Origin of the sequence: Sulfolobus sp. A20, from assembly GCF_001719125.1 — an archaeon.
Taxonomy (GTDB): Archaea; Thermoproteota; Thermoprotei_A; order Sulfolobales; family Sulfolobaceae; genus Saccharolobus.
Map to the genome: position 1 here is coordinate 521995 of NZ_CP017006.1, position 24568 is coordinate 546562.

The 24568-nt window shown below is 35.0% G+C and carries 26 protein-coding genes; 8 read left to right on the plus strand and 18 right to left on the minus strand.

Annotation, left to right across the window (positions count from 1 at the left end):
• Window position 1: 1 nt before the first annotated feature.
• The 14 genes from carB to purC form a co-directional block, all read right to left on the minus strand.
• Entirely contained in the window at window positions 2-3157 is a 3156-nt protein-coding gene (gene carB, locus BFU36_RS02825; RefSeq protein WP_069282117.1) for a carbamoyl-phosphate synthase (glutamine-hydrolyzing) large subunit, read from the minus strand.
• On the minus strand, window positions 3154-4263 hold the full coding sequence (gene carA / locus BFU36_RS02830; RefSeq protein WP_069282119.1) for a glutamine-hydrolyzing carbamoyl-phosphate synthase small subunit: 1110 nt from the start codon (window positions 4261-4263) through the stop codon (window positions 3154-3156). Before carA ends, carB begins: the two co-directional genes overlap by 4 nt.
• Window positions 4241-5581, minus strand: coding sequence for an argininosuccinate lyase (gene argH / locus BFU36_RS02835; protein ID WP_069282120.1), 1341 nt, complete (start codon window positions 5579-5581; stop codon window positions 4241-4243). The genes carA and argH overlap by 23 nt, the downstream gene beginning before the upstream one ends.
• Window positions 5582-6757, minus strand: a complete 1176-nt coding sequence (locus BFU36_RS02840) for an argininosuccinate synthase (protein ID WP_069282122.1) — start codon at window positions 6755-6757, stop codon at window positions 5582-5584.
• Between the two features lie 76 nt (window positions 6758-6833).
• Window positions 6834-6983 carry a ribbon-helix-helix protein, CopG family gene (locus tag BFU36_RS02845; RefSeq protein ID WP_069284561.1) on the minus strand — a complete coding sequence of 50 codons (150 nt, stop codon included), beginning with the start codon at window positions 6981-6983 and terminating at the stop codon, window positions 6834-6836.
• Between the two features lie 93 nt (window positions 6984-7076).
• Window positions 7077-7532, minus strand: a complete 456-nt coding sequence (locus BFU36_RS02850) for a hypothetical protein (protein ID WP_069282126.1) — start codon at window positions 7530-7532, stop codon at window positions 7077-7079.
• A gap of 57 nt (window positions 7533-7589) precedes the next feature.
• The gene (purM, locus tag BFU36_RS02855; protein ID WP_069282128.1) at window positions 7590-8561 is read right to left on the minus strand and encodes a phosphoribosylformylglycinamidine cyclo-ligase; all 972 of its coding nucleotides are present in this window, start codon (window positions 8559-8561) and stop codon (window positions 7590-7592) included.
• The gene (gene purD / locus BFU36_RS14035; protein WP_069282130.1) at window positions 8555-9994 is read right to left on the minus strand and encodes a phosphoribosylamine--glycine ligase; all 1440 of its coding nucleotides are present in this window, start codon (window positions 9992-9994) and stop codon (window positions 8555-8557) included. Before purD ends, purM begins: the two co-directional genes overlap by 7 nt.
• Window positions 9995-11203 (minus strand): amidophosphoribosyltransferase, encoded by a 1209-nt coding sequence (locus BFU36_RS14040; protein WP_069282132.1) that lies wholly within the window; start codon window positions 11201-11203, stop codon window positions 9995-9997. It lies immediately after the preceding gene.
• A 6-nt stretch (window positions 11204-11209) separates the two neighbouring features.
• The gene (gene purF / locus BFU36_RS02870; RefSeq protein WP_069282134.1) at window positions 11210-12562 is read right to left on the minus strand and encodes an amidophosphoribosyltransferase; all 1353 of its coding nucleotides are present in this window, start codon (window positions 12560-12562) and stop codon (window positions 11210-11212) included.
• A complete protein-coding gene (purL, locus tag BFU36_RS02875; RefSeq protein WP_069282136.1) occupies window positions 12555-14690 on the minus strand; it encodes a phosphoribosylformylglycinamidine synthase subunit PurL in 2136 nt (711 codons plus the stop codon). The genes purF and purL overlap by 8 nt, the downstream gene beginning before the upstream one ends.
• On the minus strand, window positions 14681-15355 hold the full coding sequence (gene purQ / locus BFU36_RS02880) for a phosphoribosylformylglycinamidine synthase I (protein ID WP_069282138.1): 675 nt from the start codon (window positions 15353-15355) through the stop codon (window positions 14681-14683). Before purQ ends, purL begins: the two co-directional genes overlap by 10 nt.
• On the minus strand, window positions 15352-15606 hold the full coding sequence (locus BFU36_RS02885) for a phosphoribosylformylglycinamidine synthase subunit PurS (RefSeq protein ID WP_069282140.1): 255 nt from the start codon (window positions 15604-15606) through the stop codon (window positions 15352-15354). The genes purQ and BFU36_RS02885 overlap by 4 nt, the downstream gene beginning before the upstream one ends.
• 14 nt (window positions 15607-15620) lie before the next feature.
• The gene (gene purC, locus BFU36_RS02890; RefSeq protein ID WP_069282142.1) at window positions 15621-16322 is read right to left on the minus strand and encodes a phosphoribosylaminoimidazolesuccinocarboxamide synthase; all 702 of its coding nucleotides are present in this window, start codon (window positions 16320-16322) and stop codon (window positions 15621-15623) included.
• 110 nt (window positions 16323-16432) lie between these two features.
• On the opposite strand from purC, the gene metG reads away from it, so the two are divergent.
• Genes metG through BFU36_RS02905 form a run of 3 tightly spaced genes read left to right on the plus strand, consistent with a single transcriptional unit; the run spans window position 16433 to window position 18382 of the window.
• A complete protein-coding gene (metG, locus tag BFU36_RS02895; RefSeq protein ID WP_069284562.1) occupies window positions 16433-16777 on the plus strand; it encodes a methionine--tRNA ligase subunit beta in 345 nt (114 codons plus the stop codon).
• Window positions 16771-17748, plus strand: coding sequence for a GTPase (locus BFU36_RS02900; RefSeq protein ID WP_069282144.1), 978 nt, complete (start codon window positions 16771-16773; stop codon window positions 17746-17748). The genes metG and BFU36_RS02900 overlap by 7 nt, the downstream gene beginning before the upstream one ends.
• A gap of 1 nt (window position 17749) precedes the next feature.
• Window positions 17750-18382 carry a 7-carboxy-7-deazaguanine synthase QueE gene (locus BFU36_RS02905; RefSeq protein ID WP_069282146.1) on the plus strand — a complete coding sequence of 211 codons (633 nt, stop codon included), beginning with the start codon at window positions 17750-17752 and terminating at the stop codon, window positions 18380-18382.
• Here BFU36_RS02905 and BFU36_RS02910 read toward each other — a convergent pair.
• Window positions 18323-18943, minus strand: a complete 621-nt coding sequence (locus BFU36_RS02910; protein ID WP_069282148.1) for a tRNA-wybutosine modification methyltransferase TYW3 — start codon at window positions 18941-18943, stop codon at window positions 18323-18325. The genes BFU36_RS02905 and BFU36_RS02910 overlap by 60 nt on opposite strands.
• Window positions 18944-18978: 35 nt before the next feature.
• On the opposite strand from BFU36_RS02910, the gene BFU36_RS02915 reads away from it, so the two are divergent.
• The 4 genes from BFU36_RS02915 (at window position 18979) to BFU36_RS02930 (ending at window position 21746) form a co-directional block, all read left to right on the plus strand.
• Window positions 18979-19380, plus strand: coding sequence for a hypothetical protein (locus BFU36_RS02915; RefSeq protein ID WP_069282150.1), 402 nt, complete (start codon window positions 18979-18981; stop codon window positions 19378-19380).
• A 464-nt stretch (window positions 19381-19844) separates the two neighbouring features.
• A complete protein-coding gene (locus BFU36_RS02920) occupies window positions 19845-20165 on the plus strand; it encodes a winged helix-turn-helix domain-containing protein (protein ID WP_069282152.1) in 321 nt (106 codons plus the stop codon).
• Between the two features lie 44 nt (window positions 20166-20209).
• Window positions 20210-20719, plus strand: coding sequence for a cell division protein CdvB3 (gene cdvB3 / locus BFU36_RS02925; protein WP_069282154.1), 510 nt, complete (start codon window positions 20210-20212; stop codon window positions 20717-20719).
• A 13-nt stretch (window positions 20720-20732) separates the two neighbouring features.
• A complete protein-coding gene (locus BFU36_RS02930) occupies window positions 20733-21746 on the plus strand; it encodes a phosphate uptake regulator PhoU (protein WP_069282156.1) in 1014 nt (337 codons plus the stop codon).
• On the opposite strand, the gene BFU36_RS02935 is transcribed toward BFU36_RS02930, so the two are convergent.
• The 3 genes from BFU36_RS02935 to pyrE all read right to left on the minus strand — a co-directional run bounded on the left by BFU36_RS02935 (window position 21730) and on the right by pyrE (window position 23600).
• The gene (locus tag BFU36_RS02935; RefSeq protein WP_185957807.1) at window positions 21730-22134 is read right to left on the minus strand and encodes a hypothetical protein; all 405 of its coding nucleotides are present in this window, start codon (window positions 22132-22134) and stop codon (window positions 21730-21732) included. The genes BFU36_RS02930 and BFU36_RS02935 overlap by 17 nt on opposite strands.
• Window positions 22135-22381: 247 nt before the next feature.
• Window positions 22382-23023 carry an orotidine 5'-phosphate decarboxylase / HUMPS family protein gene (locus tag BFU36_RS02940; protein ID WP_069282160.1) on the minus strand — a complete coding sequence of 214 codons (642 nt, stop codon included), beginning with the start codon at window positions 23021-23023 and terminating at the stop codon, window positions 22382-22384.
• A complete protein-coding gene (pyrE, locus tag BFU36_RS02945; RefSeq protein ID WP_069282161.1) occupies window positions 23013-23600 on the minus strand; it encodes an orotate phosphoribosyltransferase in 588 nt (195 codons plus the stop codon). The genes BFU36_RS02940 and pyrE overlap by 11 nt, the downstream gene beginning before the upstream one ends.
• Window positions 23601-23662: 62 nt before the next feature.
• Here pyrE and pyrB point away from each other — a divergent pair, with 62 nt between their 5' ends.
• Window positions 23663-24568 (plus strand): aspartate carbamoyltransferase, encoded by a 906-nt coding sequence (pyrB, locus tag BFU36_RS02950; RefSeq protein ID WP_069282163.1) that lies wholly within the window; start codon window positions 23663-23665, stop codon window positions 24566-24568.

Genomic DNA, 24568 nt, shown 5'->3' on the forward strand with positions numbered 1-24568 from the left:
TCTATATACCACCACCATATTCAGAAACTTCATAATATGTTAAAGAATCCGAAACTAGGAATGCTTTACTGAGCTCCTCACCTAGTCTCCCATTAAGAATTATAGGTATATTGTAATCCACAGCCGACCTTCTAATACTATAATCTATTTTTTTCAAGTATCCATCTGTTATAATCAGTTGTACCTTCTTAGATCTCACCAGTTCTTCTGCTTTCTGTTTATCTATTGGAATTGCTCCCTTGACTTCGACTTCGGACAAGGTATAAACTATTAATCCATACTTATTTAAATTCTTTATCGCATTTTCAAGATATTGTATATTTCTCTCACCGTATACTAAGGAAACACCATCCTTACTTGGAATCTTGTTTGGTAGAGAGGAGAGCCATGATTTTAGTAAAGCATCATAGAAAGTTACACCAAATGCTGCAGCTTCGCCGGTACTCTTCATTTCAGGGCCTAGGAACGGATAAGCTCCTCTTAGTTGTGCCCAAGAAAATTGAGGGCTTTTCACAGCCCAATACTTTGACTCAGGCTCATAGTATTCTTCATTAAAATCAAACCCTTCAAATATCGCCTTCATACTTGCCGAAATTATGTTAATACCCTTAGCCTTACTACTAAATGGCATTGATCTGCTCGCTCTTAAGTTAAGTTCGATAATATGTGGTATATTATTCTTGACAACAAACTGAGTGTTAAATGGTCCTTTAATGTTAATTTCATTAGCTAATCTAATTACGTATTCTCTCATCATGGCTACACTTTGATCTGATAATTTTCTGTGCGGTATAGACATCGTTGCATCTCCGCTATGAACTCCCGCTTCTTCCACGTGTTCCATTAAAATTCCTAACACTTTTTTACCGTCAGACGCCGCGTCAATTTCAGCCTCTATAGCATCTTCAATATATCTAGATATTACCACAGGGTGTTTGGGCGATATTTCTGTTGCCTTCCTTATATACTCATATAGCTCATCCTCATTGTACGCTATTTTCATGGATGATCCACTTAATACATAACTTGGCCTTACTAACACTGGGAATCCCACTTCGTTTATAAACTTCTTAATCTCGTTTAGGCTTGACGCAGATATCCACTGAGGTTGAGGTATATTTAACTTATCTAATAATTTAGAGAATTTCTCTCTATTCTCTGCCATATCCACTGAACTTCCGGAAGTGCCTAATAGTTTGATTCCTTTTTCTTCTAGCCCCTTAGCTATATTATTTCCTATTTGTCCTCCTGAAAACGTAGCTACGTATCTGAAGTTTTCCTTTCTGATTAGATCTAATATTCTCTCAACTGAGATCTCATCAAAGTATAGTTTTCTAGTTATATCCCAATCTGTGGATACAGTCTCTGGGTTAAAGTTTAATACAGCAACCTCGTCAAAATATCTTTGAGCAGCATCTAATAATGAAACAACACTCCAGTCAAACTCTACCGAAACTCCTATTCTGAACCCGCCAGCTCCTACAATTAATAACTTGTTTCCAGACGAGAATTCTATATCGTCTTGTAAGCCGTTATAAGTTAAGTACATGTAATTTGTTACGGCTGGCCATTCCCCAGCTAAAGTATCTATCTGTTTGACTACTGGAAATATTTTATGCTCTTCTCTTAACTTCCTTATTTCCTCTACTGGTAACCTTAATGCTAAAGCTAATTGTTCGTCGTTGAAACCTAATTTCTTGGCAAATTTTATCGTTTCATTATTAATTTTTCCCTCTTTTTTCAAACTTTCATAAAATTCTACTAGGTTCTTTATTTTATTTAAGAAGAACTTATTAATTCCAGTAGCTTCATAAACTTCCTCAATTGTCGCTCCTTCCTTGAAGGCTTTAGCTGCATAAAGGAACCAATACGGTCTTCTATCCTTTAAGTTCTTTAACGCTTCTTCTTTAGTGATTTTGGAGTTGTATACTTTTCCTCCAACTACACCAGGTTCGCCGAGATCTAACATTCTTATCGCCTTTTGTAAACTTTCTTCAAATGATCTACCAATGCTCATTACTTCTCCTACGCTCATCATTTCAGTGCCCAGTGATTGATCAACATTTTCAAACTTATCGAGATCCCATCTTGGTATCTTTATTACTATATAATCTAGACTTGGCTCAAAACACGCGCAAGTCCTTCCAGATACTTTATTTATTACTTCATACAACTCATAACCTAACGCTAGCTTCGCTGATACATATGCTAATGGATAACCTGTCGCCTTACTTGCTAAGGCACTTGACCTAGACATTCTAGGGTTAGTTTCTATAATATAATATTCATATGCTTTTGGATTTAGTGCGAATTGTACATTGCACTCTCCCACTAGATCAATTGATTTGGCTACCTCTATTGATAGTTTTCTCATGTTCTGATATTCTAAATTATCAAGGGTTTGACAAGGAGCTACTACAGTTGATTCTCCAGTGTGTACTCCCATTGGGTCTAAATTCTCTATACAAGCTATGACAGCTGAGTTGCCTTTCTTATCTCTCATCACCTCGTATTCCAGCTCTATCCAGTGATGTAAATACTTCTCAATAAGAACTTCTCCAATATAGCTCTGAGATAAGGCTCTTCTGATATTTTTCTTCAAGTCCTCCTCACTCCACGCAACTAATGAACCTCTACCGCCAAGGTTAAAGCTTACTCTTACCATTACTGGATATCCCACTATTCTAGCGTTCTTAATTGCCTCTTCTTCACTTCTAGCGGAAAGGCTTGGTGGTACTGGAAGGTTATTCTCGATCATGGTTTCTCTGAATTTCTCTCTACTTAACGCTTTTTCAATGCCTTCTATCGGCGTACCTAGTACTTTTACGCCATACTTCTGTAGAATGCCTTTTTTATGTAAATCTACCCCTACATTTAATGCACTTTGCCCTCCAAAACCTATTAATATGGCATCTGGTCTTTCCCTTTCAATTACTTTTTCAACAGTCCACCAAACAGTAGGTAACATATATAGCTTATCAGCAAACTTCTTACTAGTTTGGACTGTAGCTACATTTGAATTAACTAGAATAGTCTGTATACCTTCTTCTTTAAGTGCTTTCAATGCTTGCGAACCGCTATAGTCGAATTCAGCTGCTTCCGCTATTTTTATAGGGCCAGACCCAACTACTAATGCTTTTCTGATACTCTCCCTCATTTTCCATTCACCATGACTTTAAATTTGTCAAACACGAAAGTTGAATCCCAAGGTCCGGGCCTGGCTTCTGGATGAAATTGGGTAGTGATTAAAGGCATTTTCTCATGAATCAAACCTTCTATAGTTCCATCATCTGGGTTGAAGAACCATACTTTAGTATTTTGGGGTATGTCCTCCTTAGATATTATACCGTAGCCGTGATTATGAGTTGTAATGTAACATTTGTTAGTTAAAGTATCTATTACTGGTTTATTAATCGCTCTATGACCAAATTTCATTTTTGTAATTTTTCCACCCAAAGCCAAGGTGGCAATTTGATGTCCTAAACAAATTCCTAGTGTAGGAATCTTATATTCCATTAATTCTGAGAACGTGTTGATCTGCTTATCCAATAAGTTAGGGTTTCCCGGACCATTACTGAATACAATACCTTTGGGATTATATTCAATTATTTGATTAGCATCATAGTTACATGGGACTCTGACTATCGAGAATCCTTTCTTGTAAAGTTGGTATAGAATTCCATGTTTTATTCCACAATCTATAACGACTATCATGCTCCCAGTATTTGGATGAAATATAGGAGATTTGGGTGAGGTGTATTGAGTAAAGTTTATTTCGTCGTACCTCTTCTCTAAATACTTTCTAGGATCATCTACTTCTAGTGCCGAAGCTATAATTCCCATCATTGTGCCAAAGCTTCTGATCTTTTTAACAATCATTCTAGTATCTACGTCAGACACTCCCGGAACATTCTCTAATTTAAGCCAATCATGAAGCGACATTTTAGCGTTCCACTTATCTGGATAAGTATTTTCTGTAACTACCAGGCCTTCAATCTGAATCTTCTCTGATTCGAAATTTGTTAATATTCCGTTCTCGTATATCTTGTCTGGTACACCGTAATTTCCTACCAGTGGGTGTGTTATTACTAGTATTTGCCCCTTATATGATGGGTCAGTTAAACTTTCCACATACCCGTTCATAGCGGTAGTGAAAACGACTTCACCTACTCTTATACCTTTAGCGCCAAACGCGTAGCCTTGTAGGAACGTTCCGTCTTCAAGGTAAAGATATCCTACCTCATGATCCTTGTTCGATTTCATCTTCTAACACCCTTAGCTCTCCCAGTTTAGAATTTATGTTCATATTGTAACTTTCTAGTTTTTTTACATCTTCATGCAATTTATCTTCTCTTATTTTTATCAAATTAGTTATTAAATCAAAATTAGGAGATCCGATTACTGCCTTCATTTTAATCGAATCTCTTATATTTAAAGTTGGCTTATATGAACCCTCTTTAACCCTTTTAGCTATTTCAAAATAAGCATACCTATATGGTGCTTTATGCTGAAGAGATAGCAGTTCTGCATCATCTGTTGCCAGAGTTGATGAGTCTAGTTCAACATTATTAATTTTAATATTATCAAAAAGTGAAATTAAAATTTCGAGAGAAGATTTAATATAATCTGTTGTAATCCAGTAATATTTGTTCATCTCTTGTAAATCTAGATTGTATCCCGAGGGCAACCCTTTATAGATAGAAAGTAATGATACTAAGAATCCTATAGCTTCCCCTGCCTTAGCTCTTAATATTTCCATTGTCACCGGATTTCTCTTTTGAGGCATTAAGCTACTAGTTGCAACATGTGTTTCAGGTAGTGTAACTATTTTATTAGATGAGTAAATAACCATATCCTCGGCTATTCTGCTTAACGTCACCATTAGAGTAACTAACTGGGAAATAGCTGATATTAGATCAGCTCTGGATGAAGTTGCTGAAATCGTATTATAGACAATTCCTTCAAATCCTAACAATTCTGCTTCTTTGAATCTATCTAATTTCACATTAGTGCCAACTATCGCTCCTGCCCCTAAAGGGGATCTATTAACCTTACTTAATTCTGAAAATAATAAGTCCCAATTCGTTGATAACTCCTCTTCTATGTAGGTTAGATAGTGTGAGAATGTTGTTGGTTGAGCCTGCTGAAGATGTGTAAATGAGGGAAATATTGTATTAGTATGTTCTTTAGCTTTCTTCAGTAATACGTCCCTTAGTTTGTTTATTTTGCTTAGTATTTCTATTATCTCATTTCTGAGTTTTATTCTTAATGCAGTAGCTACATGATCGTTTCTACTTCTTCCTAAACCTATCCAACCAGCCTCATCACCAACTCTAGATATTAAGAAATCCTCTAATGCCTCATGTATATCTTCATATTCTTTACTCAGCTCTTTGAATTCTTTTAACGCAATTAATAATTTCTTTGTAGTGATCTTACTAATATATCCATTTAAATATAAGTTAATAATATGAGCTTTCATTGTTAATTTAACTTCCTCTAATATGAAATTGTCACTATCTATGGAAGAGGTAAAGGATAAGACTTCGTCTTTACTTGATCCCCAACTTCTATATAACACTTATTCTCCCCTCACTCTTCTGGCTAGCACTGAATGGAGTCCCCAGATTTCGATAAATCCTCTAGCCATCTCATCACTAGGATACCATCCTTTGCTGTAGCTTGCAATCTTCTCTGAGTAGGGAGAGTATGTTGATTTTCTTCCAAGTATTCTTAATACACCATTACTCACCTCAATTTTTACCTCCCCTTCAACCCACTTATTCATCTCTTCAGCTATCTTGTTTAACGTGTCTCTGAGTGGTTCTATCCATAACCCTTGATATACTAGGTCACTCCAAAGCTGATCAACATACCTCTTAAATCTCAGTTCAGCCGGTGTAAATACCGTCTTCTCTAAATCCATATGCATCATTATTATGCCTAAAGCAGCGGGTACTTCATATACCTCCCTAGATTTAAATCCAACTACTCTATTTTCTATATGCTCTACTCTTCCAAATCCATGACTTCCTAACTTTAAGTTTAAAAGACTAACTATTTTGCTTAGATCCATTTTTTCTCCATTTATTGCTATTGGTAAACCATCTTCAAATTCTACACTTATCTCTTCCTTTCCAGTGTTAGTCAGTTTAGTCCACTCAAAGGCATCTTCCGGAACTTCGACTGATGGATCAGATATAATATCCCCCTCTATGCTTCTTCCCCAAAGATTCTCATCTATACTATACTTACTACTTTCAGTCTTTATCGGTATACCCTTTTCTTTAGCGTACTTTATTTCCTCTTCCCTTGTCATGTCCCATATTCTAGCTGGGGCAATAATCTTAGCCTCTGGATATAATGCTTTTATCATTAGATCGAATCTTACTTGATCATTTCCCTTCGAGGTAGAACCGTGAGCTATTGCGTCAGCTTTCTCTTTTCTAGCTACCTCAATTACCTTTTCAGCTATTAACGGTCTAGCTAAAGCTGTTGATAAAGGGTATACTCCTTCATATAGCCCGTTCAGTTTTATTGCATATTTTATATATTTTTCAGCAAAATCATCTATGGCATTTATTGTATAATGCTTAGAAGAACCTGCAATATATGCCCTTTTCTCAATCTCTTTGAAATCGTCTCTTTGTCCAACGTCTACTGTAACTGTTATAACTTCAGCCTTAAAGGTTTCCTTTAGCCAATTTATTGAAACTGTGGTATCCAGTCCACCCGAGTAAGCTAAGACGATTTTCATTTCAGAAAAGAACGTGAAAAACTAGCTTAAAAATACTTGAGATCATTAAAATAAGGCTTTCTTTATGTATAGAATGTTAAAGGTTTCCTTTAGCCTTTCTCTTTATATAGAAATCGAGAGCCTCTTTTATAAATTCTGTTCTACTTCCTAATCCTAGTTTTCTGGTGTAAACATCCACGTCCCTCAGAATGTCTTCCCTTAACCTTACGCTAACTACTTTTCTCATATTATATCTAACCCCCATACATTAATAAAAACCTAAGTGTTGAATTATAATTCGAATTAATCATTATTGAAGATCGGAACATATAAAAAAGCATTAACTTGCCGAAGTAAATATTACGGCTTTGTTTTGTTGTAGTTTCTCTTTTATCTTTTCCAATTTAGAGATCATGTTATTAATATCTTCATTTAAAATATCTTTATGATATTTTCTCACGTGTTCTTCACTATCTTCCTTAGCTAAAATAATGTTACAAATTGAGCATTCATATGAGCCGTCATTTGACTTCTTCACTATTGGCTTTAAGTCTGTTGAAATTTCTTTGAGTATGGGTACGAGCTTTTTAGCTTTCCCTTCGCTTCCACTTTTCTCGATGATCCTTTGGGCATAGCCACGGAGCTGATGTTTTGAGATATTATATTTATATGCAACTGTAGCTGGTCCTTCACCTTTAACTAAGTATTCTTCTAATGCATCCAATAGATAGTCGCTTCCACCTAATATTTTTAAAGCTACATAATTTACTAAAGACTTTATATCTGTTTGTTTCATATAGAGGTCACTGGAACCCTCTATATTCTTTAGAGTTTAAAAGGTATACACATAATTCTATAAATAAAGAATAACGTTCTTATAACTCTTTATCTCAATTCCGCTTCCCTCATATACTTTACCTATTTCATAAACATTTACGTATTTTCTTATCTCACTTTTTACCTCATCACTAAGTTCCTCTGAAACAAATAGAACTAAACCAATACCCATGTTGAAAATTTTATACATCTCTTCATGTGGTACCCCAGCTCTTTCAATAATTTTAAAGATTTCAGGTGGATCTGGCATATCTAAAACTATCTTATAACTAGTAAGTCTTTTAAGTTTAGTAAAAGTGCCTCCAGTAATGTGAGCAACACCCTTAACTTTGTCTATTACCTCTAAAACTGGTTTGACATAAATTTTTGTAGGAGATAATAATTGTTCTTTATATTGCTCTAATGAAATTCTTCCTTGATCAACTAATTTTCTGATCAATGAGTATCCATTAGCGTGAATACCATTACTTTCTAAGCCTAAAACGACATCTCCCGGTCTTATTTCAGAACCAGTTTTCAACTTATCTACAATTCCTATTGCAGTGCACGATAAATCAAATCCCTTTATCACGTCAGGCATGAAAGCTGTCTCACCACCAACTATTTCTACATTAGCCTCCTTTGCACCTTCCACTAGTCCTTCCATCAATTGAGTAAGTACATCGTCCATTGGTCTTTCAAATGCTAAATAATCTACTAAAGCTACTGGCTTTGCACCTACGGATATTAGATCATTGACGTTCATTGCTACACAATCTATTCCAACTGGTTTTACAATTCCAGCCTTTAATGCTAGTAATGTCTTAGTTCCTACTCCATCAGTGTGGATAGCTATGTTCAAATTTTCTATTCTTATTATACCCGCGTAGTGCCCTGCGCCTAAAACAGTATTTTTATATGTGTTAGAAATTGCATTAGAAATTACAGAATGATAACTTCGTAATTTGTTTAAGTCCACTCCAGCTTTCTTATACTCCTCGCTCACCATAGTCCACCATTAGGACTCCATATGCCAGAAGATCCAAGAGTACCATTTCTTATTCTATTTTTATAAGAGTATCTTACAATTTCTGCCTTTTCTATATGCTCTGTTATATTCTTACCAATATCATGTCTATATATTAGCTTAGTATCAGAATGAATATAGTTTATGCACTTATCTAACTTCTCTGAGGCAGTGTTAAAATCTCCAATGCAAACTAGTTCTAAAGCTCTAGATCCTTTAGTTATCAGTTGCATCCCTTCTAACGCCACAGAGCCGAAAAATACAATACAACCAACTTCCTTTATTTTATTTAAGTCCAACATAATCTTATGATTACTTGCCATCTGTTTTGAAATTGGATAGCCTAGAGGGGCAACTGCACGAACTACAGATGACTCCTCTTTCACTTTGATTTTTGCCTTGCTCAGATGACCAGTTGCCGTTAGCTCTATTATCTCTCCAAAATCAGAGTCAACCCTCGGAATTATAGCTGATGCCTCAGGATCACCAAATCTCGAATAGAATTCAATTACTGTTGGTCCCCATAACTCTGTTAACATCATTTGTCCTGCTATTATTCCTACATAATTCTTTTTAGTCTCTTCATATATTGCGTTAATAGTTTTCTTAATAATTTCATAGGTTGAAACGTATTCGTCTTCTGTAATAAACGGCAAGAGATGATCTGGTCCAGAAATAGAGCCCATACCTCCAGTCTCTGGTCCAATCCCATCTTGATATGCGTTTTTGTAATCTTGAGCAAGGGGTAGAGGTAGAGTAGAGTAACCATCAGATATCACGTGTAGGGTATATTCTGGTCCATCTACTTTCTCTTCTATTATTATCTTTGGTTCTCCTTCTTTCTTATACAAATTTCCAATACCCGATACACTCCTACTTAATGCATCTCTCTTATCTTGTGACAGATATGCTTCTAAATCTGCAACTACTTTAACTCCCCTTCCGCCTACTTGACCAGCTGGCTTTATCGCTATTGAACCTCCGTAGTTTAAGATAAATTCTGCAGCTTCCTCGATTGTATAAAACGTCCTATATTTCAATCTTCCCGGAATGGAGTATTTCCACATGAGTTGTCTTGCCCAGGCTTTAGACTCTTCTATCTTAGCTGTTTCCTTTAATGGTCCAAACACGGGAATACCTTCCTCTTTAAATACGTTAGCTATTCCATGGAATAAGGGGTCTTCCGGACCAATAACCCCAATATCTGGACTAACTCTCTTTATTACTTCCTTTACTCTATCCACTGATGAAGTATCTCCGATAAAATACTCTCCATTAGTATTCTTTACTACTTCATTTATACCTGGATTAATATAAGTGGAAAGTGCAAATACCTTGTAGCCTTTTGGAGATTTTCCCAAAGAATAAGCTAATGAATGCTCTCTAGCCCCATCTCCGATTAAAAGAACTTTCACTCAGATCACCACAGGATATTTTTTTGTCATACAACCTAAACATAATGAGTTATGACCTATTACCTTAATTAGCCCTTCTAAGCTGAGCCAATAAATAGAGTCTACTCCAAGCACTTTTGCTATTTCAGAATCGTTTAGATTTGCAGAAATCAATTCCTTCTCCTCAGGCACTTCAATCCCATATGGGCAATTTGAGATTAGTTTAGGACTTCCGATAAGTACATGAACTTCCTTGGCTCCAAGTTTCCTTAAATTAAATACGGTGTTCTTTATAGTAGTCCCGGTAACCATTGAGTCATCTATGAGCACTACTCTCTTTCCCTTAACTGCAGTTTTTATTGGATTTAGCTTTAATTGAACTCCAACTATTTTCAAAAAGCTATCTGAAGCTAACATAGTCCTAATTGGACTTCCGGTTCTAGTAAATCCTAGATCCATAGGTAAGCCTAATTTCCTTGAGTAACCTATAGCAAAAGGTAGCGCAGTTTCTGGTACTCCTATTACCGTATCAGCGTTTAAAGGTCTTTCAATCGCTAACTGTTCTCCTATTCTTAGCCTCAAATCATATACTTCTCTTTCATTTACTTTACTATCTATTCTAGCCTGATAGATATATTCAATTGCGCAATAGGACTTCTTAGGTTTTCTTACCTGCTTGCTTTCAATATGATATTTATCAATTATTATCATTTCTCCAGGATTTATATCTCTTTTATATTCAGCCCCGATAACATACATAGCTGTTGGTTCTGACGCCACTACAGCTAAATCAAACCCAAAACCTCCTATACTTATTGGTTTTAGTCCAAATTCATCTCTATATGCTATTAATTGACCCTCTTTGCTTATACCAATAAATGATATAGGTGCTTTAAGCCTTTCTATAACACTCTCTGGATCTTTAAATAACTCTGCAAATATGTCATTATCCTTCACTTCTCCATCCACAACTATAGAACCTTCCCCAGAAATTATCGGATATTTATGCCTAGTCCCTGCGTAACCTATTCCCGCCCAGCCACTTAATCCCTCGATATTTAGATCCTCAGGTGCAACATCTTGATTTATTAAAGTTATTTTTCCGTCTTTGAGTAAAGCTAAACCACTTTTTGAATAGCCTCGATGTTGCAATCCAATAATTCCATAGTATAAGAACTTCGAGATGTTCCATACTTCATCGAAGGCTAAAATTCCGAGGATTCCTGCCATTTTTTATCACTTTCCAAATATTTTTTCTAACTCAGAAATATCATATTTAAACTTTAATGGATAATTTCCAGTAAAACAAGCTACACATAAATCTTTCCTCCCTATAGCCTGAATTAGCTCATCTACTGTTAAGTACTCTACTGAGTCAGCCAATAGTTCTTTACTTATTTCCCTTTCTGTCCTATTATAAGCTACTAGCTCATCCCTCTTAGGGAAATCTATTCCCATATAGCAAGGATATTTGATCATGGGTGAGCCAACTCGTATATGCACTTCAGTTGCGCCTGCATTTCGTAGTATACTTACTATTCTCCTCATGGTATTTCCTCTAACTATAGAATCGTCTATTAGTATAACTTTCTTCCCTCTTACTGCTTCTTCTACTACTCCAAATTTTTCTTCAAGGACTTCTTTCCTCTTATCTTGGCTTGGCATAATGAAGGATCTTATCGACGATAAAGTTTTCACTAATGCTTCCTCCAACGGAATTTTACTCCTCCTAGAGAAGCCCAAAGCTACTGGTCTTGACGAATCTGGAACTGGAATTACAATGTCTCCGTCGGCAGGGTGTTTTTCCGCTAATATCTCTCCTATTCTGTACCTAGCAAAGTAAACTGAATAGCCATCTATGTTGGTATCTGATCTTGCGAAATATATATATTCAAAAGAACAAGTAGCGGATAAAGTACTATTAGCTAATACTTCATCATAAATTATCCTACCGTCCTTTAAAATTATCACTTCTCCCGGTTTTACATGCTTTATGATTTTCCCACCTAATTGTCTTATTATTGAATCCTCTGATGAAAGTATTAGAGAATCATTTAATTTACCTAAGACTAATGGATGAAATCCAAGAGGGTCTCTCATTCCTATTATCTTACCGTCACTCATTAGAATTAAAGCGGAGTACGCTCCATCAGAATTTTCCATAAAATTCTTCACAGTCTCAATTATACTATCCTTAACTATCCTCTTTTTGAAGAATGAGTAGATGTACTCAGTATCAGTTTTGAATGAGCCAAATTTATAATAGTTACTTATTGTACCATTAAACGCTACTACAATATCAGAGTCGCCTAAAGGTTGTGCTTCATCAATTGAGCTACTTCCGGTCGTTGAATATCTTACATGTCCTATACCATTACGTATTATCTTTTCTAGCTTGTCCCTAAATACTTCTTCTACTAGCCCTAACCCTTTAATAGTATATACCTTTTCCCTTTCTGAGTAAGATATGCCAGCTGACTCTTGTCCCCTATGCTGAAGTAATTTCAGCCCCTCTACAACTAACTGTATATTGATTGGATATCTTGACGATATAGCAAAAATTCCACAATTTTCATGTAGTTTAACCATTAATCATCTCCTCCTCAAGGAAATAACGATAATAATCAACGAGCTTGTTTAAATCGAATTTTTCACCATTTATCTCTAAAACACCAGAATTTTTATCGACATTTCCTATAACCGAGGCAACTATTCCCTTACTGTTTGCTTTCCTTATTATCCAATCTGGATCATTAGATAATAATATGAATCTTCCACTACTTTCTGAAAATAAAATTCTTTTTAAATCATCAGTATCTGCTATTACATTTTTATCATTTATGCTAACTCCAAATCCATTATGAACGATACTAAATAATGAATAAGCCAGACCACCTTTGTTAACGTCTTTTGCAAAAATTATCTTTTCATCGTTGATTAATTCCAGAACAACTTGTGATGCTAGTAAATCCTCTTGAAGTCTAACCTTAGGGACATCAGATATAACATTAAATATTTTTGAAAATAATGAACCACCTAATTCTCCCCTAGTATATCCTAAGAGTACTATGTAAGTATCTTCCTCAACTCTGTTCCTCAAGAATTTCCCTTGTACAATACCAGCCATAACTATTAATGGAGTGGGCTTTATTGGAATACCTCTGTTATTCTCGTTATAGAATGAAACCTTACCACCTACAATAGGTATGTTGAAAAATCTGGCTGCTTCTCCTATGCCTCTAACTGCGTCTACAAAATCATTGTAAACTTCTGGCTTTTTAGGATCTCCAAACTGAAGGTGATCGACTGCAACTATTCCCTTAGCCCCAACTGACGCTAGATTCCTGTAAGCTTCAGCAAATATACCTTTACCGCATTCATAGGAGTCTTCTTCACATAGATCTGGATTTGCATCACCTTTCACTGCTAATAGTTTTCCGTTAGGCAAAAGTAATACTGCACTATCAGCTTCTCCAGGCTTAACTACAGTAGAAGTATTAACTTCATAATCGTATTGACTATACACCCACTCTTTACTTACTAAATCAGGATGAGATAGAACAGTATATAAGGCATCCTTAAGAGATATAGAAGATTTTGTCTCTTTTTTAACACTATCTTTTTCCTTTCTTCTTATTGGCCAAATAAATCTAGGAGGGTTAAGCAGAATATCAGAGGGTAGTGTTACTATATCCTTGTTATTATACCTAAACTTTATATAAGGATCTTTAACTATCTCGCCTATTACCGTACATGGGTATTCGTATTGTTTAAAAATCTCACAAACTTCATCTACTTTATTAGGTTTAACTGCATACAACATTCTTTCTTGTGTCTCAGACACGACTATGTCTATTGGATCCATTCCCTTAACCCGCAGAGGAATTTTTTCTATATTCACTATTGCCCCTAGTCCATTTGCGATTTCAGTCACAGCTACTGCGAGGCCTCCTCCACCTAAATCTTTTATAGCTTCTACCTTATCTGAAACCTCTAGTGTTGCGTCTAAAACTATTTTGCCAGCAAAAGGATCAGCTATTTGAACAGCCCCAATTTCGTCTTCTCCGCTCAATTTTCTTGAAGCAAAAGAAGCCCCACCTAAACCGTCAACCCCAGTCAAACCTACTAAAACTAACTTTAACCCAGGCTCTTTAACTACACTAGGAATTATTTTATCCTTTCTAACTACACCCACACAAGCCACATCAACTAAAGGATTATCGTTAAATGATTCATCAAATGCTAATTCACCACCTACTACTGGTACGCCTATACTATTCCCGTAAAATGCTATTCCTGCTATTATGTTTTTTAACAACCAACGAGTTCTATCGCTCCTAATATCCCCTACTCTAATCATATCTAATAATGCAATAGGTTTAGCTCCTTTACTTATTATATCTCTAATTATTCCGCCTACTCCTGTTGCAGCTCCATTAAATGGGTCTACAGCCGATGGATGGTTATGACTTTCAACTTTTAAGACGATAGCCCAACCGTCACCAATATCTATTGCACCTGCATCTTGCCAGTCTTCTATTCCCATCACTACGTTTTCTCCTTCGGTAGGAAAGCTCTTTAAGAAAACTTTTGATGATTTATAAGAGCAGTGCTCAGACCATACTGCATCTAGTACTTTCCATTCAGCTTCATTTGGCTCTCTTCCTAATCTTCTTCTTACCTCATCCATTTCGATAGGTAATAAGTTTACGCCCATTTTGCCAACCCTCTTAATAAAAGTAATCCATCCGTGCTTCCATCCGGTGAAATTAATTTAAACGAAGCCCTCTCGGGATGAGGCATTAACCCAATTACATTCCCCTCCTCGTTAGCTACTGATGCAATATTCAGTAGGGAACCGTTAGGGTTAGCCTTTTCAGTGGGTTTTCCCATCTCGTCAACGTACTGTATAACCATGTGTGACTTAGCATAGTCAACATCGTCTATGTAATATCTTCCTTCAGCATGAGCTATAGGCATCCTAATGATATTTTTGCCTAGTCCACGAGTTAGGACGGTATCAAATCTTACTACCTTAAGGTAAGTCCATTTAGAAATGAATCTTAGCTTCAAATTAGGTAATAATGCGCCCTTTAATAGACCGCTCTCCACTAATATTTGGAAGCCATTGCATATTCCAATTACTGGCTTTCCATTATCAGCAATCTCTTTAACGAGTTTTACAGCTTCAGTATTAGACGCTATACTACCAGCCCTTAAATAATCACCAAAACTAAACCCACCAGGTAGTATAACTCCACTATACTTATCTGGATCAAATTCTTGATGCTTTACTACTTTTGCTTGTACACCTGCTTCCAGTAACGCTTTATATACGTCAGACTCACAAGTAGTTCCAGGGAATTTTATAACTGCGATCATTCTTTACTCACTCTTACAATAATTTTATGTACAATAGGGTTGTATAATCTGCCTTCTGAAGCAACTTTTTCAATTATTTCTTTAGCGGATTTTTCGTCACTAGCCTCTATCTTAAACCTAATATATTTTCCAACTCTCGTTTCTAGTACATTTTTACTATACTTCTCTACAACATATTTTTGTAAGGTCTCTCCTTCAGGGTCTCTAACTATATCCTTATTTATTATTATTAATTCTACAGAATAAATCATTTTTAACACCTAATTTATTGTATAATTCTCTTCAAGAATTCTTCATAGGCTCTCTTAACTGTTGAGAGATCATATCCCTTTCTGTATAAATCTTTATCATAGATTTTTCCATTACTATCTCTAATCCTCATACTATCGAGGCTTATCTCGTCACCTATAATTAATTTATTATCTAATCTGCCAAATTCAAGCTTGAAGTCATACAATATAAATCCCTTATTCTTTATAAAATTGTAAAGCACTTCGTTTGCTTTTATCATAACTTCTTCAATATATCTAGCCTCATCCCTTGTAAGCAATTTAAAATATTCTAGGTGAGAGTAATTTAATAATGGGTCATGAAGCTTATCGTCTTTTAGGAAAAACTCGACAATAGGAGGTTGAAACACTTCACCTTCTTTTATCGGGAGTCTCTTGACTATACTACCCGTCGCTATATTCCTTAACACTACTTCAACTGGGATCATCTTTAGCTTTTTAACTACCATCGTCCTATCATCATACATACCAACGTAATGCGTCTCTATTCCATTCCTCTCCAACAATCTAAACAATAAGGCTGAGGTTTGAGCATTTAATACGCCTTTACCCTCTAGTACATCTTTTCTTTGACCATCACCAGCGGTTATATCATCCTTGAACTTGAGTAATACGTAATTATTCTCATACTCGTAAACTATCTTCGTTTTTCCCTCAGAAATCTTGGTTAGCTCCATTACGACTATTTTACATGACTGGTATAAAAACTTTGCTAAAATAATCCTTTAATATTTACTTATTTATGTAAATGATAACCCTTATAATCTTATATGGACTCTTTAAGAACATGAGTTCCCAGGTAACTATAGACGATTTCGCTAAACTCGATCTGAGGGTAGGTTTAGTCAAACAGGCTGAGAGAATAGAAGGTACCAGATTGTTGAGACTAGTTGTTGATCTAGGTAGTGAACAGAGACAAATCATAGCTGGGCTCGGAGAGTATTATAAGCCAGAAGAATTAGTAAATAAGAGAATAATAGTTATAGCTAACTTAAAGCCTAGAGTAATTAGAGGTTTTGAAAGTCAAGGTATGTTGCTAGCCGCTGGATGTAAGGAAGACGAACAAAAAGGAATAAAACCTAGAGTGCTAACAGTAGATGGAGAGATTCCTCCAGGAACAAAAATATGTTGAATCCATTTGATAAAGTAAAAGTCCCCGCAAAGGCAGATGATACTATAAGGATAATGTTGCATAGGCTCCCTAAAATAAATGGTAATACGCCAAAGGATAGAGAAATAAGGAGGTTAATGGAATATTATCAAAGGATAGAAAAATATTATGATTTTGTATTAAGTTTTCCTAAGATAGATGAACTTCACCCGTTTTATGTAGAGTCCATAAATATTCTAATAGATATTAATAAACTTAAAGTTGATTTATATATAACTAAAAAAACCAGTTTAGTATCTATGCGAATATTAAAAAAATATATGGAAGAAATTAGGAGAAGTGACTCCAGAGAATCTAATAAGCTCATGAGAGAAGCTTTCGGTAGAGTCTCCTCTCTATTGAGAAAATATAGAAAGTATATCGATGAAATAATAGACGTTACAGTTCAACTGAAGAAGATGAAGGCAATAGACCCTACACTACCAACAATTATAGTTTCCGGTCCTCCTAACGTGGGCAAATCTACTTTGGTATCTAGACTCTCTACAGCTAAACCGGAAGTAGCAAACTATCCATTTACTACTAAGGAAATTCATGTGGGGCATATAATTATTAACGATAATTACGTTCAAGTTATTGATACTCCAGGTATTTTAGATAGACCAAACGAGAAGAGAAATAAGATAGAAGCCAAGGCTATAAATGCTTTAAAAAATTTAGATGGAATAATCGTATACATGTTCGATCCTTCAATTTCCTCTATTCTAACTGTCGATGAGCAAATTCATCTCTTTGAGGAAATTTTGACTTTCAAAAAAGTGGTAATTCCAGTTATAAATAAGATTGATGATAAAGATATTAATAATTATGATTCCATAGTAAAAGAGCTATCAAGGAGGAGCATGAAGTGGTATGAAATAAGTGCTGAAAGTGGGTTAGGTTTGGAAGAGTTAAAGAAAGATCTTTTAAATCGTCTAAACATTAGTAGGTAGAATGAAATACAGAGTAATTGAGATATTTACCTCGATTCAAGGGGAAGGAGAGGTAATTGGTAGACCATCTAACTTCATAAGGTTAGCTACTTGTAATCTGAGATGTGTTTGGTGTGATACTAAGTATTCTTGGAGTGTGGGAACTTTAATGGATATTGATGAAATTGTAGCTAGATTAGACAATAGAATAAAGTTGACCACAATAACCGGTGGTGAACCATTACTCCAAAACTTAGAACCATTAGCAGAAGTACTAAAGGGTAGGTTAGGTCATAAGATAGTAATCGAGACTAATGGCACTATAAAGCCTTCAGAAAAACTAAGGAAGCTTGTTGACGTATTTTCGGTCTCGCCAAAGTTAAGTAATTCTGGACACAATATTAACTATAACTTTAAGGATGACGATTGGGCCACATATTACAAGTTTGTAATAGTTTATCCTCATAAAGACATAGATGAGGTAGTGAAATTTGTAGAGTCTCAAGCAATTAATCCAGAGAAGGTAATTTTACAACCCGATGGGAATAGACAAGATTACATTGACGCAATTTCAGAGATAACAGAAGTTTTACTGTCAAAAGGTCTCCAATTTAGGATTCTTCCTCAATTCCATAGGATTCTTGGAATTAGATGAAAGAGCCTCTGTCAGTCTTATCATTTTCTCTTTACCTTTTCTTAAAACTTCATTAGCTACTTCAACTAAACCAGATAAATTCTCCACTTTCTCATCTACTTTATTTTTTAATAAATGCGTCATTCTTACACCCGTTCTCAACTCTAATAAGATTCCCTTATAGTTAGATACTAAGATTCCGCTATGTTTAAATCCCGCGTTTCTAGCTATTTGTAAAACATTCCATGCGGTGTCCATATCCTTAGCATATACATGTACTATTGGACCTTGTACTATTAACCAAAGTCTACTTACTTGACCTTTACTGATGACAGCTTTAAGGTCTTCCAGGGAAATTCCCATGTGGTTCTTATATATTACTGAAGAATTTTTCCTATCCCAAGGCACTTCAGCATCAACAATTGTGACTCTTCCACTACAGCTACTTTGTGTGAAAATTTTCTCGCTGTAATTATAAAATGCCATTAAGAAATCCCAGATGTCTGGATCTAAATATCCTATTTCCCTATCATGATATATCCTCTCTATAGCTTTCTTCCTTAACTCTTCCCACGCCAGCAACTTATTTAACTCTGTAAATTTTAGATAATAAAGTTGTGAGTCTAAGGGATGTGATAAAAAAATACCTACTGAGCGAAGAGTCTGTAATTGAAGTAGGCGAAAATGAGATTAATGACGCTAAAGAGTTCTTAGAACTTGATGAAATAAGGGTTGGAACTAGGGTGATTTTAGTAGGTAAGAACGGTCGTAAAAGGTTAGTGGATTTAGGTATTTTGCAGATTATAGCTAAATGTGGACATATAGAGTTTATAAAGGATTATCTAGACCTTTCTATCCCGTTAGGTGATATACATGGAAAGTATGGCGTTTACACAGAAATTGAATATCTAGCCTTAAATGAAAAATGCTATACAGAAGATGAGGATCTTGTAGCTGTGTTAAAAAAGCTTAAAGAGTATATCCTTAAGAGGGAAAAGGCTTCAACTATCAGATATTAATCTCGTTTTTCACCTTAAAGGGCTCTCTCTCATGGCTGTTTATAGGTTTATCTCGCCTTTATTGCTTCATAGTTATTAAGCGGTGAGATTACTTAACCGGTCTATTCGATTAGTAATAAACCACGGAACATCTTCAACCGTTTTACCCCTATCTCTCTGGTGGAGTTGCCTTCACATCACCTTCCGTGGGACTAAAAAGATATGCATTTTAAGGGAGAGGTACAGAACTATATTTCCCTTTTAGTTTTTCACCCTCTTAAATCTCAGTTTTAATTTGACATAAGTTCATTTTATGTTAATTCTTGAATTAAATAGTTTTCATGTTTTTTAATGAAAAGATTTTTATTAGAGAAGAATGTTTTAAACTTTTCGCAAGGTTATCCTATGGTTTGAAAATTGTTATCCAACCGTTAAGAATTGTAGTGAAGAATATAAACTAGTTGACTCACAATTACTTCTGAATAATGAATGAGAAAGAGGTAAAGGAAGTTAGGAAACTGTTTAAATTTTTGTTTTTTTCTTCTCGTGGAGGATTGACTAGGCTAAAAATCGTCAGATTACTTGAAGATAAATCGTTAAACCCAAATCAAATATCTACAGCTTTAAATATTGACTATAAAACAGTTATTCATCACCTCGAAGTTTTAATTCAGAACCATGTTGTGTACAAAGAAGCCGACGGCTATGGTATCCCATATAAACTTACTTCTTTCTATAAGACTTACAAATTTATTCTGGACGATCTAGAAAAAGAGGAAAGAAGAAAAATTATGAATAAAAAATAGATAGCAAATCCCTTTTAAGCCTTAATTCATATAATAAGTACATTGTGAAGAGGAAAGCTAAGACTCTCGCTGAGCTCATCATTAACATAAGAATTGCTAGAAATAAAGTAAGAAGCTTAATGAATGGTATAAAAGGAAAGATAGAAATGTACAATAATTCTTCGCTTGTAAATGTCTCTAGATTTCCTCATTTATCAAAAATGTTACTAAGAGAATCGGAGATATTGGAAAAAGTATTGAATTATTTAGTGACTATTGATGTGATGTTAGAGTTATTAGAAATAAAAGTTGAGACAATAATTTATATAGGCTATATAGTAAACGATGCTCCTGCTGTAGTAGAGGCAATAAAGTCGCTCAAAGATGAAATAGGTAGTCTGCCTGAAATTTCGATACTATTAGACGGTATTTACGAAGACTTTTTCGAAAGTATCGATGTGCCTAAAGATATTAAGATCAGAAGCAAAGAAGATGCGAAGGGCGTTATTGAAGAAGCGAAGAAAATAGCTGAATTGAAGGAGAAAAGAGAAATTTATTATGAAGTAAATACATAGATCTATATAGATTATGTCAAGTAAATCAATAACCAGGAAGATTCAGCTAACTGGAGGATCAACCTATATAGTCTCACTGCCAAAAGAGTGGATTAAAGCACTTTCTTTAAGGAATGGAGATGAGGTTGAAATAGTTCAAGATAAAGATATGAGATTAGTAATTGTGCCTAAAGTAAATAACACTCGTGATCAGAATGAGCTTAGAAAAATTCTAAATTGTGAAAAAATTTCTGCTGAAGCAATCATTAGAGAGTTTATTGCACACTACATGGCAGGATATTCCTCAGTGATATTCTCTTGTCCTAAGATGACTACTTCTGTGAGGATGTTAATAAAAGATGAAATAAGGAGAAGATTATTAGGGGCAGAAGTTGTTGAAGAGGATGCTAATACTATATCCATACAGTTCCTCGTAGACGAAAAGGAATTACCAATTAAGAAAGCCATGTCTAGGGCATTTACAATATCATTTAACATGTTAAGAGACTCTTTGGAGTCGATAAGACTAGCTGATATTGAATTAGCTAAAGAAATAGCTGGTAGGGATGATGAGGTAGACAGGTTTTTCTTCTATATAGCTAGACAATTAACACTCTCTGTGAATATGCTAAGTATATTAGAATCTGAAGGTTATAATATAGCTCAACTTGTAGATATCTATTCCGTAGCTAAGGTCATAGAAAGAGTGGCGGATCATGCAGACAGAATTGCCACTTTAGCTGAAGACGTTAGTAAGTTTAGCAAAAAAGATGAATTAACAAATTTAGGATATAATATTCTTGATACCTATAAGACTTCAATGAATGCTTTCCTAAACGGAAAGAAAGATGTCTCACATGATCTAATTTCAAATATTAATATCTTTAAACAGCTTGCAGAGATGCAAGAGAGTGCAATAAAGAGTAATGATAGTCCAAAAATTGTAACATCAACTTCTATGGTAATCGAGTCTTTGAGGAGAATAGCCAGGTACTCCTCAGATATAGCAGAGGCAACAATAGATATGTTAGCTAAATCTGGTAAGTAACGAATTTTAAGTTCTGAAATGATAAGTTTTTATATATTGAAATTACATCGTTCATAGTTCTAGCTTTTTTCAATTTATTTGAAGTTCCCTTTAGAGATAACTTATCCTCAAAAGTGTAAACTCCGCGCCTATATAGAGATGATATACATTCAGTGTTCATAACTGAAACTATTACATAACCTATACTAAACAAGGAATCGGCTGTTTCTAGATCTTTATACGAAAATAAGCAGATTCCGGGGTGTGTGTGTGAAGTAGCTATACCTTTAGGAAACGGTACGTTGACCTTACGTTCATCGCCTTCTAAGATGTAATATGAACCATCCTCAAGAATTATGTTCATATACTCTATATCGGAAGAAATAGTCCTTTTAGCATAATTCATCATAACTTCCTTCAGAAATTTCATATATACTTTTAGGACTTCATCGTAAATCGAAAAATAACTGAGATTATAATTATTGCCAATCTTAACTAGTGAGTGTTCTATTTCTACATTACTTCTTACATATAAATAATTAAAATCAGTGAAAGGAATAATATCAAATTCTTCATGAATATCCTCTGCTACCTTAGTAAGTCCATAAAGTTTTGCTATTTTTTCGCTACTCTCGTCCTTTCCGATGAACTCTTCTTTAACAACTCATCACCTTATTACGAATAATTTCGTTGATCTTTCTTATTTCATTAATTGGATCTGGAGAATTATAGACGCTTCTTCCAACTATTTCATAATCTCCACCGGCACAAATTGCATCACCATAGTTAGCTCCTTGCGTACCAACCCCTGGAGAAATTATAGTTATTTTAGGGAACATAAATCTAAATTCTCTTATTGTATCAAGCCTAGTCGCTCCGACTACTATACCTTTAGGTTCAATTTTCTGTATTATCTGCTTTATATAATTATTAAACTCATTATTCCATCCTCTATGTGACATGGCTGCAACCAGATATAAGTTCTTCCTCTGTGAGTCTAGGAACGTCTTTAACTCGTCTAATGCGCCCTCGATCCCTACAAAAGAATGAGCTATAAATGCGTCAGCGAAGCTTAACCTTTCAACTATTTGCTTCATCACGAACCCTATATCTGCTAATTTGAAATCTATTATAATTTCTTCAAGTTTTATATCGTTTAGGATTTCTTTCAATTTAATTAATCCCACATCTAAGACAAAGGGTAATCCTATCTTTATTCCATGAATTTCGTTTGAAATCTCTAGTAAAACTTCTCTGGGGATGTGTTTGTCTAGAGCCAAGATTATTTTATTTTTCAACGTTTTTCACCAAATATTCCATTATAGTTTTTCTCTCGGTCTCCTCAATCTTATTGGTCTTTAACAGATCATTGAGAATTTCCGAAATTTTAAAAAGTGAATGAAGTGTAATACCTATCTTGGCTAATCTTCTTGATGCTCCTTCTTGTCTATCGATTATAACTAATGCGTCAGTTACTTTTCCTCCTTGATTTAATATCTCCACTGAAGCCTTCTCTAAGGACAGACCAGTGGTAGCTACATCATCTATTAGTAGTACCCTCTTTCCTCTTACATCAACTTCTAACAATTTATTAGCCCCATGGCCTTTCTTTTCTATTCTTATGTATCCCATGGGTTCTCTAAGGTTACAAGCTATGAAGGAGGCTAAAGGTACACCTCCAGTAGCAATTCCTACTATCATGTCATGTGGTAACTGTTTAACCTTTTCTAATGCTAATTTTACAACGTCATAAAACTCTGAATGGCTTGGTAGTGATCTTAAATCTAAATAATAAGGACTGACCTTCCCTGATGTTAGCACGAAATTTCCAATTAATAGCATTTTCTTTTCAAACAGTACATCTGCGAAATTCATCGGGAGAATTCTCGGAAAAAGAGTTTAAATTACTTCTCCTCTAATTACTATCTAGGGCTTTTGTGAAATTAAGACATATTATATCCTCTCTTGATTTAAAGAGAGAGGACTATTTTAGTATCTTTGAATACGCCGACAAATTCGCTAACGTTAAAGGCAAGCTGACGCATTTGGAGGGAAAAGTATTAGCTTTAGCTTTTTTCGAGCCTAGTACGAGAACGGCTCAAAGTTTTCAAACAGCAGGAATTAAATTAGGAGCGAACGTAATTGGCTTTAGTTCAGAAGAATCTACATCTGTAGCTAAAGGTGAAAATCTAGCTGATACTGTAAGAATGTTAAATAATTACTCTGACTGTATTATAATGAGACATAAATTTGATGGAGCCTCACTATTTGCGAGCGAGATAAGTGAAGTACCAATAATAAATGCCGGAGATGGAAAGCATGAACATCCTACACAGGCCATTATAGACCTTTATACAGTTTATAAGGTGTTTAATACAATTGACAATTTAAACTTTGGATTATTGGGCGACTTAAAGTATGCTAGAACGGTAAATAGCTTATTAAGAGCCTTAACTAGATTTAAGCCTAAGAGAGTCTTTCTGATTTCCCCGCCTCAACTTAAGGCTAGAAAAGAAATAGTAGAGGAATTAAATTACCAGACAATTGAAGTTGAGAACCCGTACGACGTTATACAAGAAATTGATGTATTATATGTTACACGTATCCAGAAAGAGAGATTTGTGGATGAAGTTGAATATGAGAAAGTTAAAGAGAGCTATGTTGTTGACACGAAGCTAGTAGAATTCATGAAAAAGGGAAGCATTATTCTTCATCCATTGCCAAGAGTCAATGAAATAGATAGAAAAGTGGATAAGCTGGCACAAGCTAAATACTTTTATCAAGCCTCATTAGGCGTACCAGTTAGAATGGGTTTACTGTATAAGATATTTAATGAGGGATGA

Bases quoted from the DNA above. Each gene is read 5' to 3' on its own strand.
- carB (WP_069282117.1), bottom strand. From the start codon at position 3,157: ATGAGGGAGAGTATCAGAAAAGCATTAGTAGTTGGGTCTGGCCCTATA.
- carA (WP_069282119.1), bottom strand. From the start codon at position 4,263: ATGAAATCGAACAAGGATCATGAGGTAGGATATCTTTACCTTGAAGAC.
- BFU36_RS02840 (WP_069282122.1), bottom strand. From the start codon at position 6,757: ATGAAAATCGTCTTAGCTTACTCGGGTGGACTGGATACCACAGTTTCA.
- BFU36_RS02845 (WP_069284561.1), bottom strand. From the start codon at position 6,983: ATGAGAAAAGTAGTTAGCGTAAGGTTAAGGGAAGACATTCTGAGGGAC.
- BFU36_RS02850 (WP_069282126.1), bottom strand. From the start codon at position 7,532: ATGAAACAAACAGATATAAAGTCTTTAGTAAATTATGTAGCTTTAAAA.
- purM (WP_069282128.1), bottom strand. From the start codon at position 8,561: ATGGTGAGCGAGGAGTATAAGAAAGCTGGAGTGGACTTAAACAAATTA.
- BFU36_RS14040 (WP_069282132.1), bottom strand. From the start codon at position 11,203: ATGGCAGGAATCCTCGGAATTTTAGCCTTCGATGAAGTATGGAACATC.
- purF (WP_069282134.1), bottom strand. From the start codon at position 12,562: ATGGTTAAACTACATGAAAATTGTGGAATTTTTGCTATATCGTCAAGA.
- purL (WP_069282136.1), bottom strand. From the start codon at position 14,690: ATGGGCGTAAACTTATTACCTATCGAAATGGATGAGGTAAGAAGAAGA.
- purQ (WP_069282138.1), bottom strand. From the start codon at position 15,355: ATGATCGCAGTTATAAAATTCCCTGGAACTACTTGTGAGTCTGACGTA.
- BFU36_RS02885 (WP_069282140.1), bottom strand. From the start codon at position 15,606: ATGATTTATTCTGTAGAATTAATAATAATAAATAAGGATATAGTTAGA.
- purC (WP_069282142.1), bottom strand. From the start codon at position 16,322: ATGGAGCTAACCAAGATTTCTGAGGGAAAAACGAAGATAGTTTACGAG.
- metG (WP_069284562.1), top strand. From the start codon at position 16,433: ATGAGTTCCCAGGTAACTATAGACGATTTCGCTAAACTCGATCTGAGG.
- BFU36_RS02900 (WP_069282144.1), top strand. From the start codon at position 16,771: ATGTTGAATCCATTTGATAAAGTAAAAGTCCCCGCAAAGGCAGATGAT.
- BFU36_RS02905 (WP_069282146.1), top strand. From the start codon at position 17,750: ATGAAATACAGAGTAATTGAGATATTTACCTCGATTCAAGGGGAAGGA.
- BFU36_RS02920 (WP_069282152.1), top strand. From the start codon at position 19,845: ATGAATGAGAAAGAGGTAAAGGAAGTTAGGAAACTGTTTAAATTTTTG.
- BFU36_RS02930 (WP_069282156.1), top strand. From the start codon at position 20,733: ATGTCAAGTAAATCAATAACCAGGAAGATTCAGCTAACTGGAGGATCA.
- BFU36_RS02935 (WP_185957807.1), bottom strand. From the start codon at position 22,134: ATGATGAATTATGCTAAAAGGACTATTTCTTCCGATATAGAGTATATG.
- pyrE (WP_069282161.1), bottom strand. From the start codon at position 23,600: ATGAATTTCGCAGATGTACTGTTTGAAAAGAAAATGCTATTAATTGGA.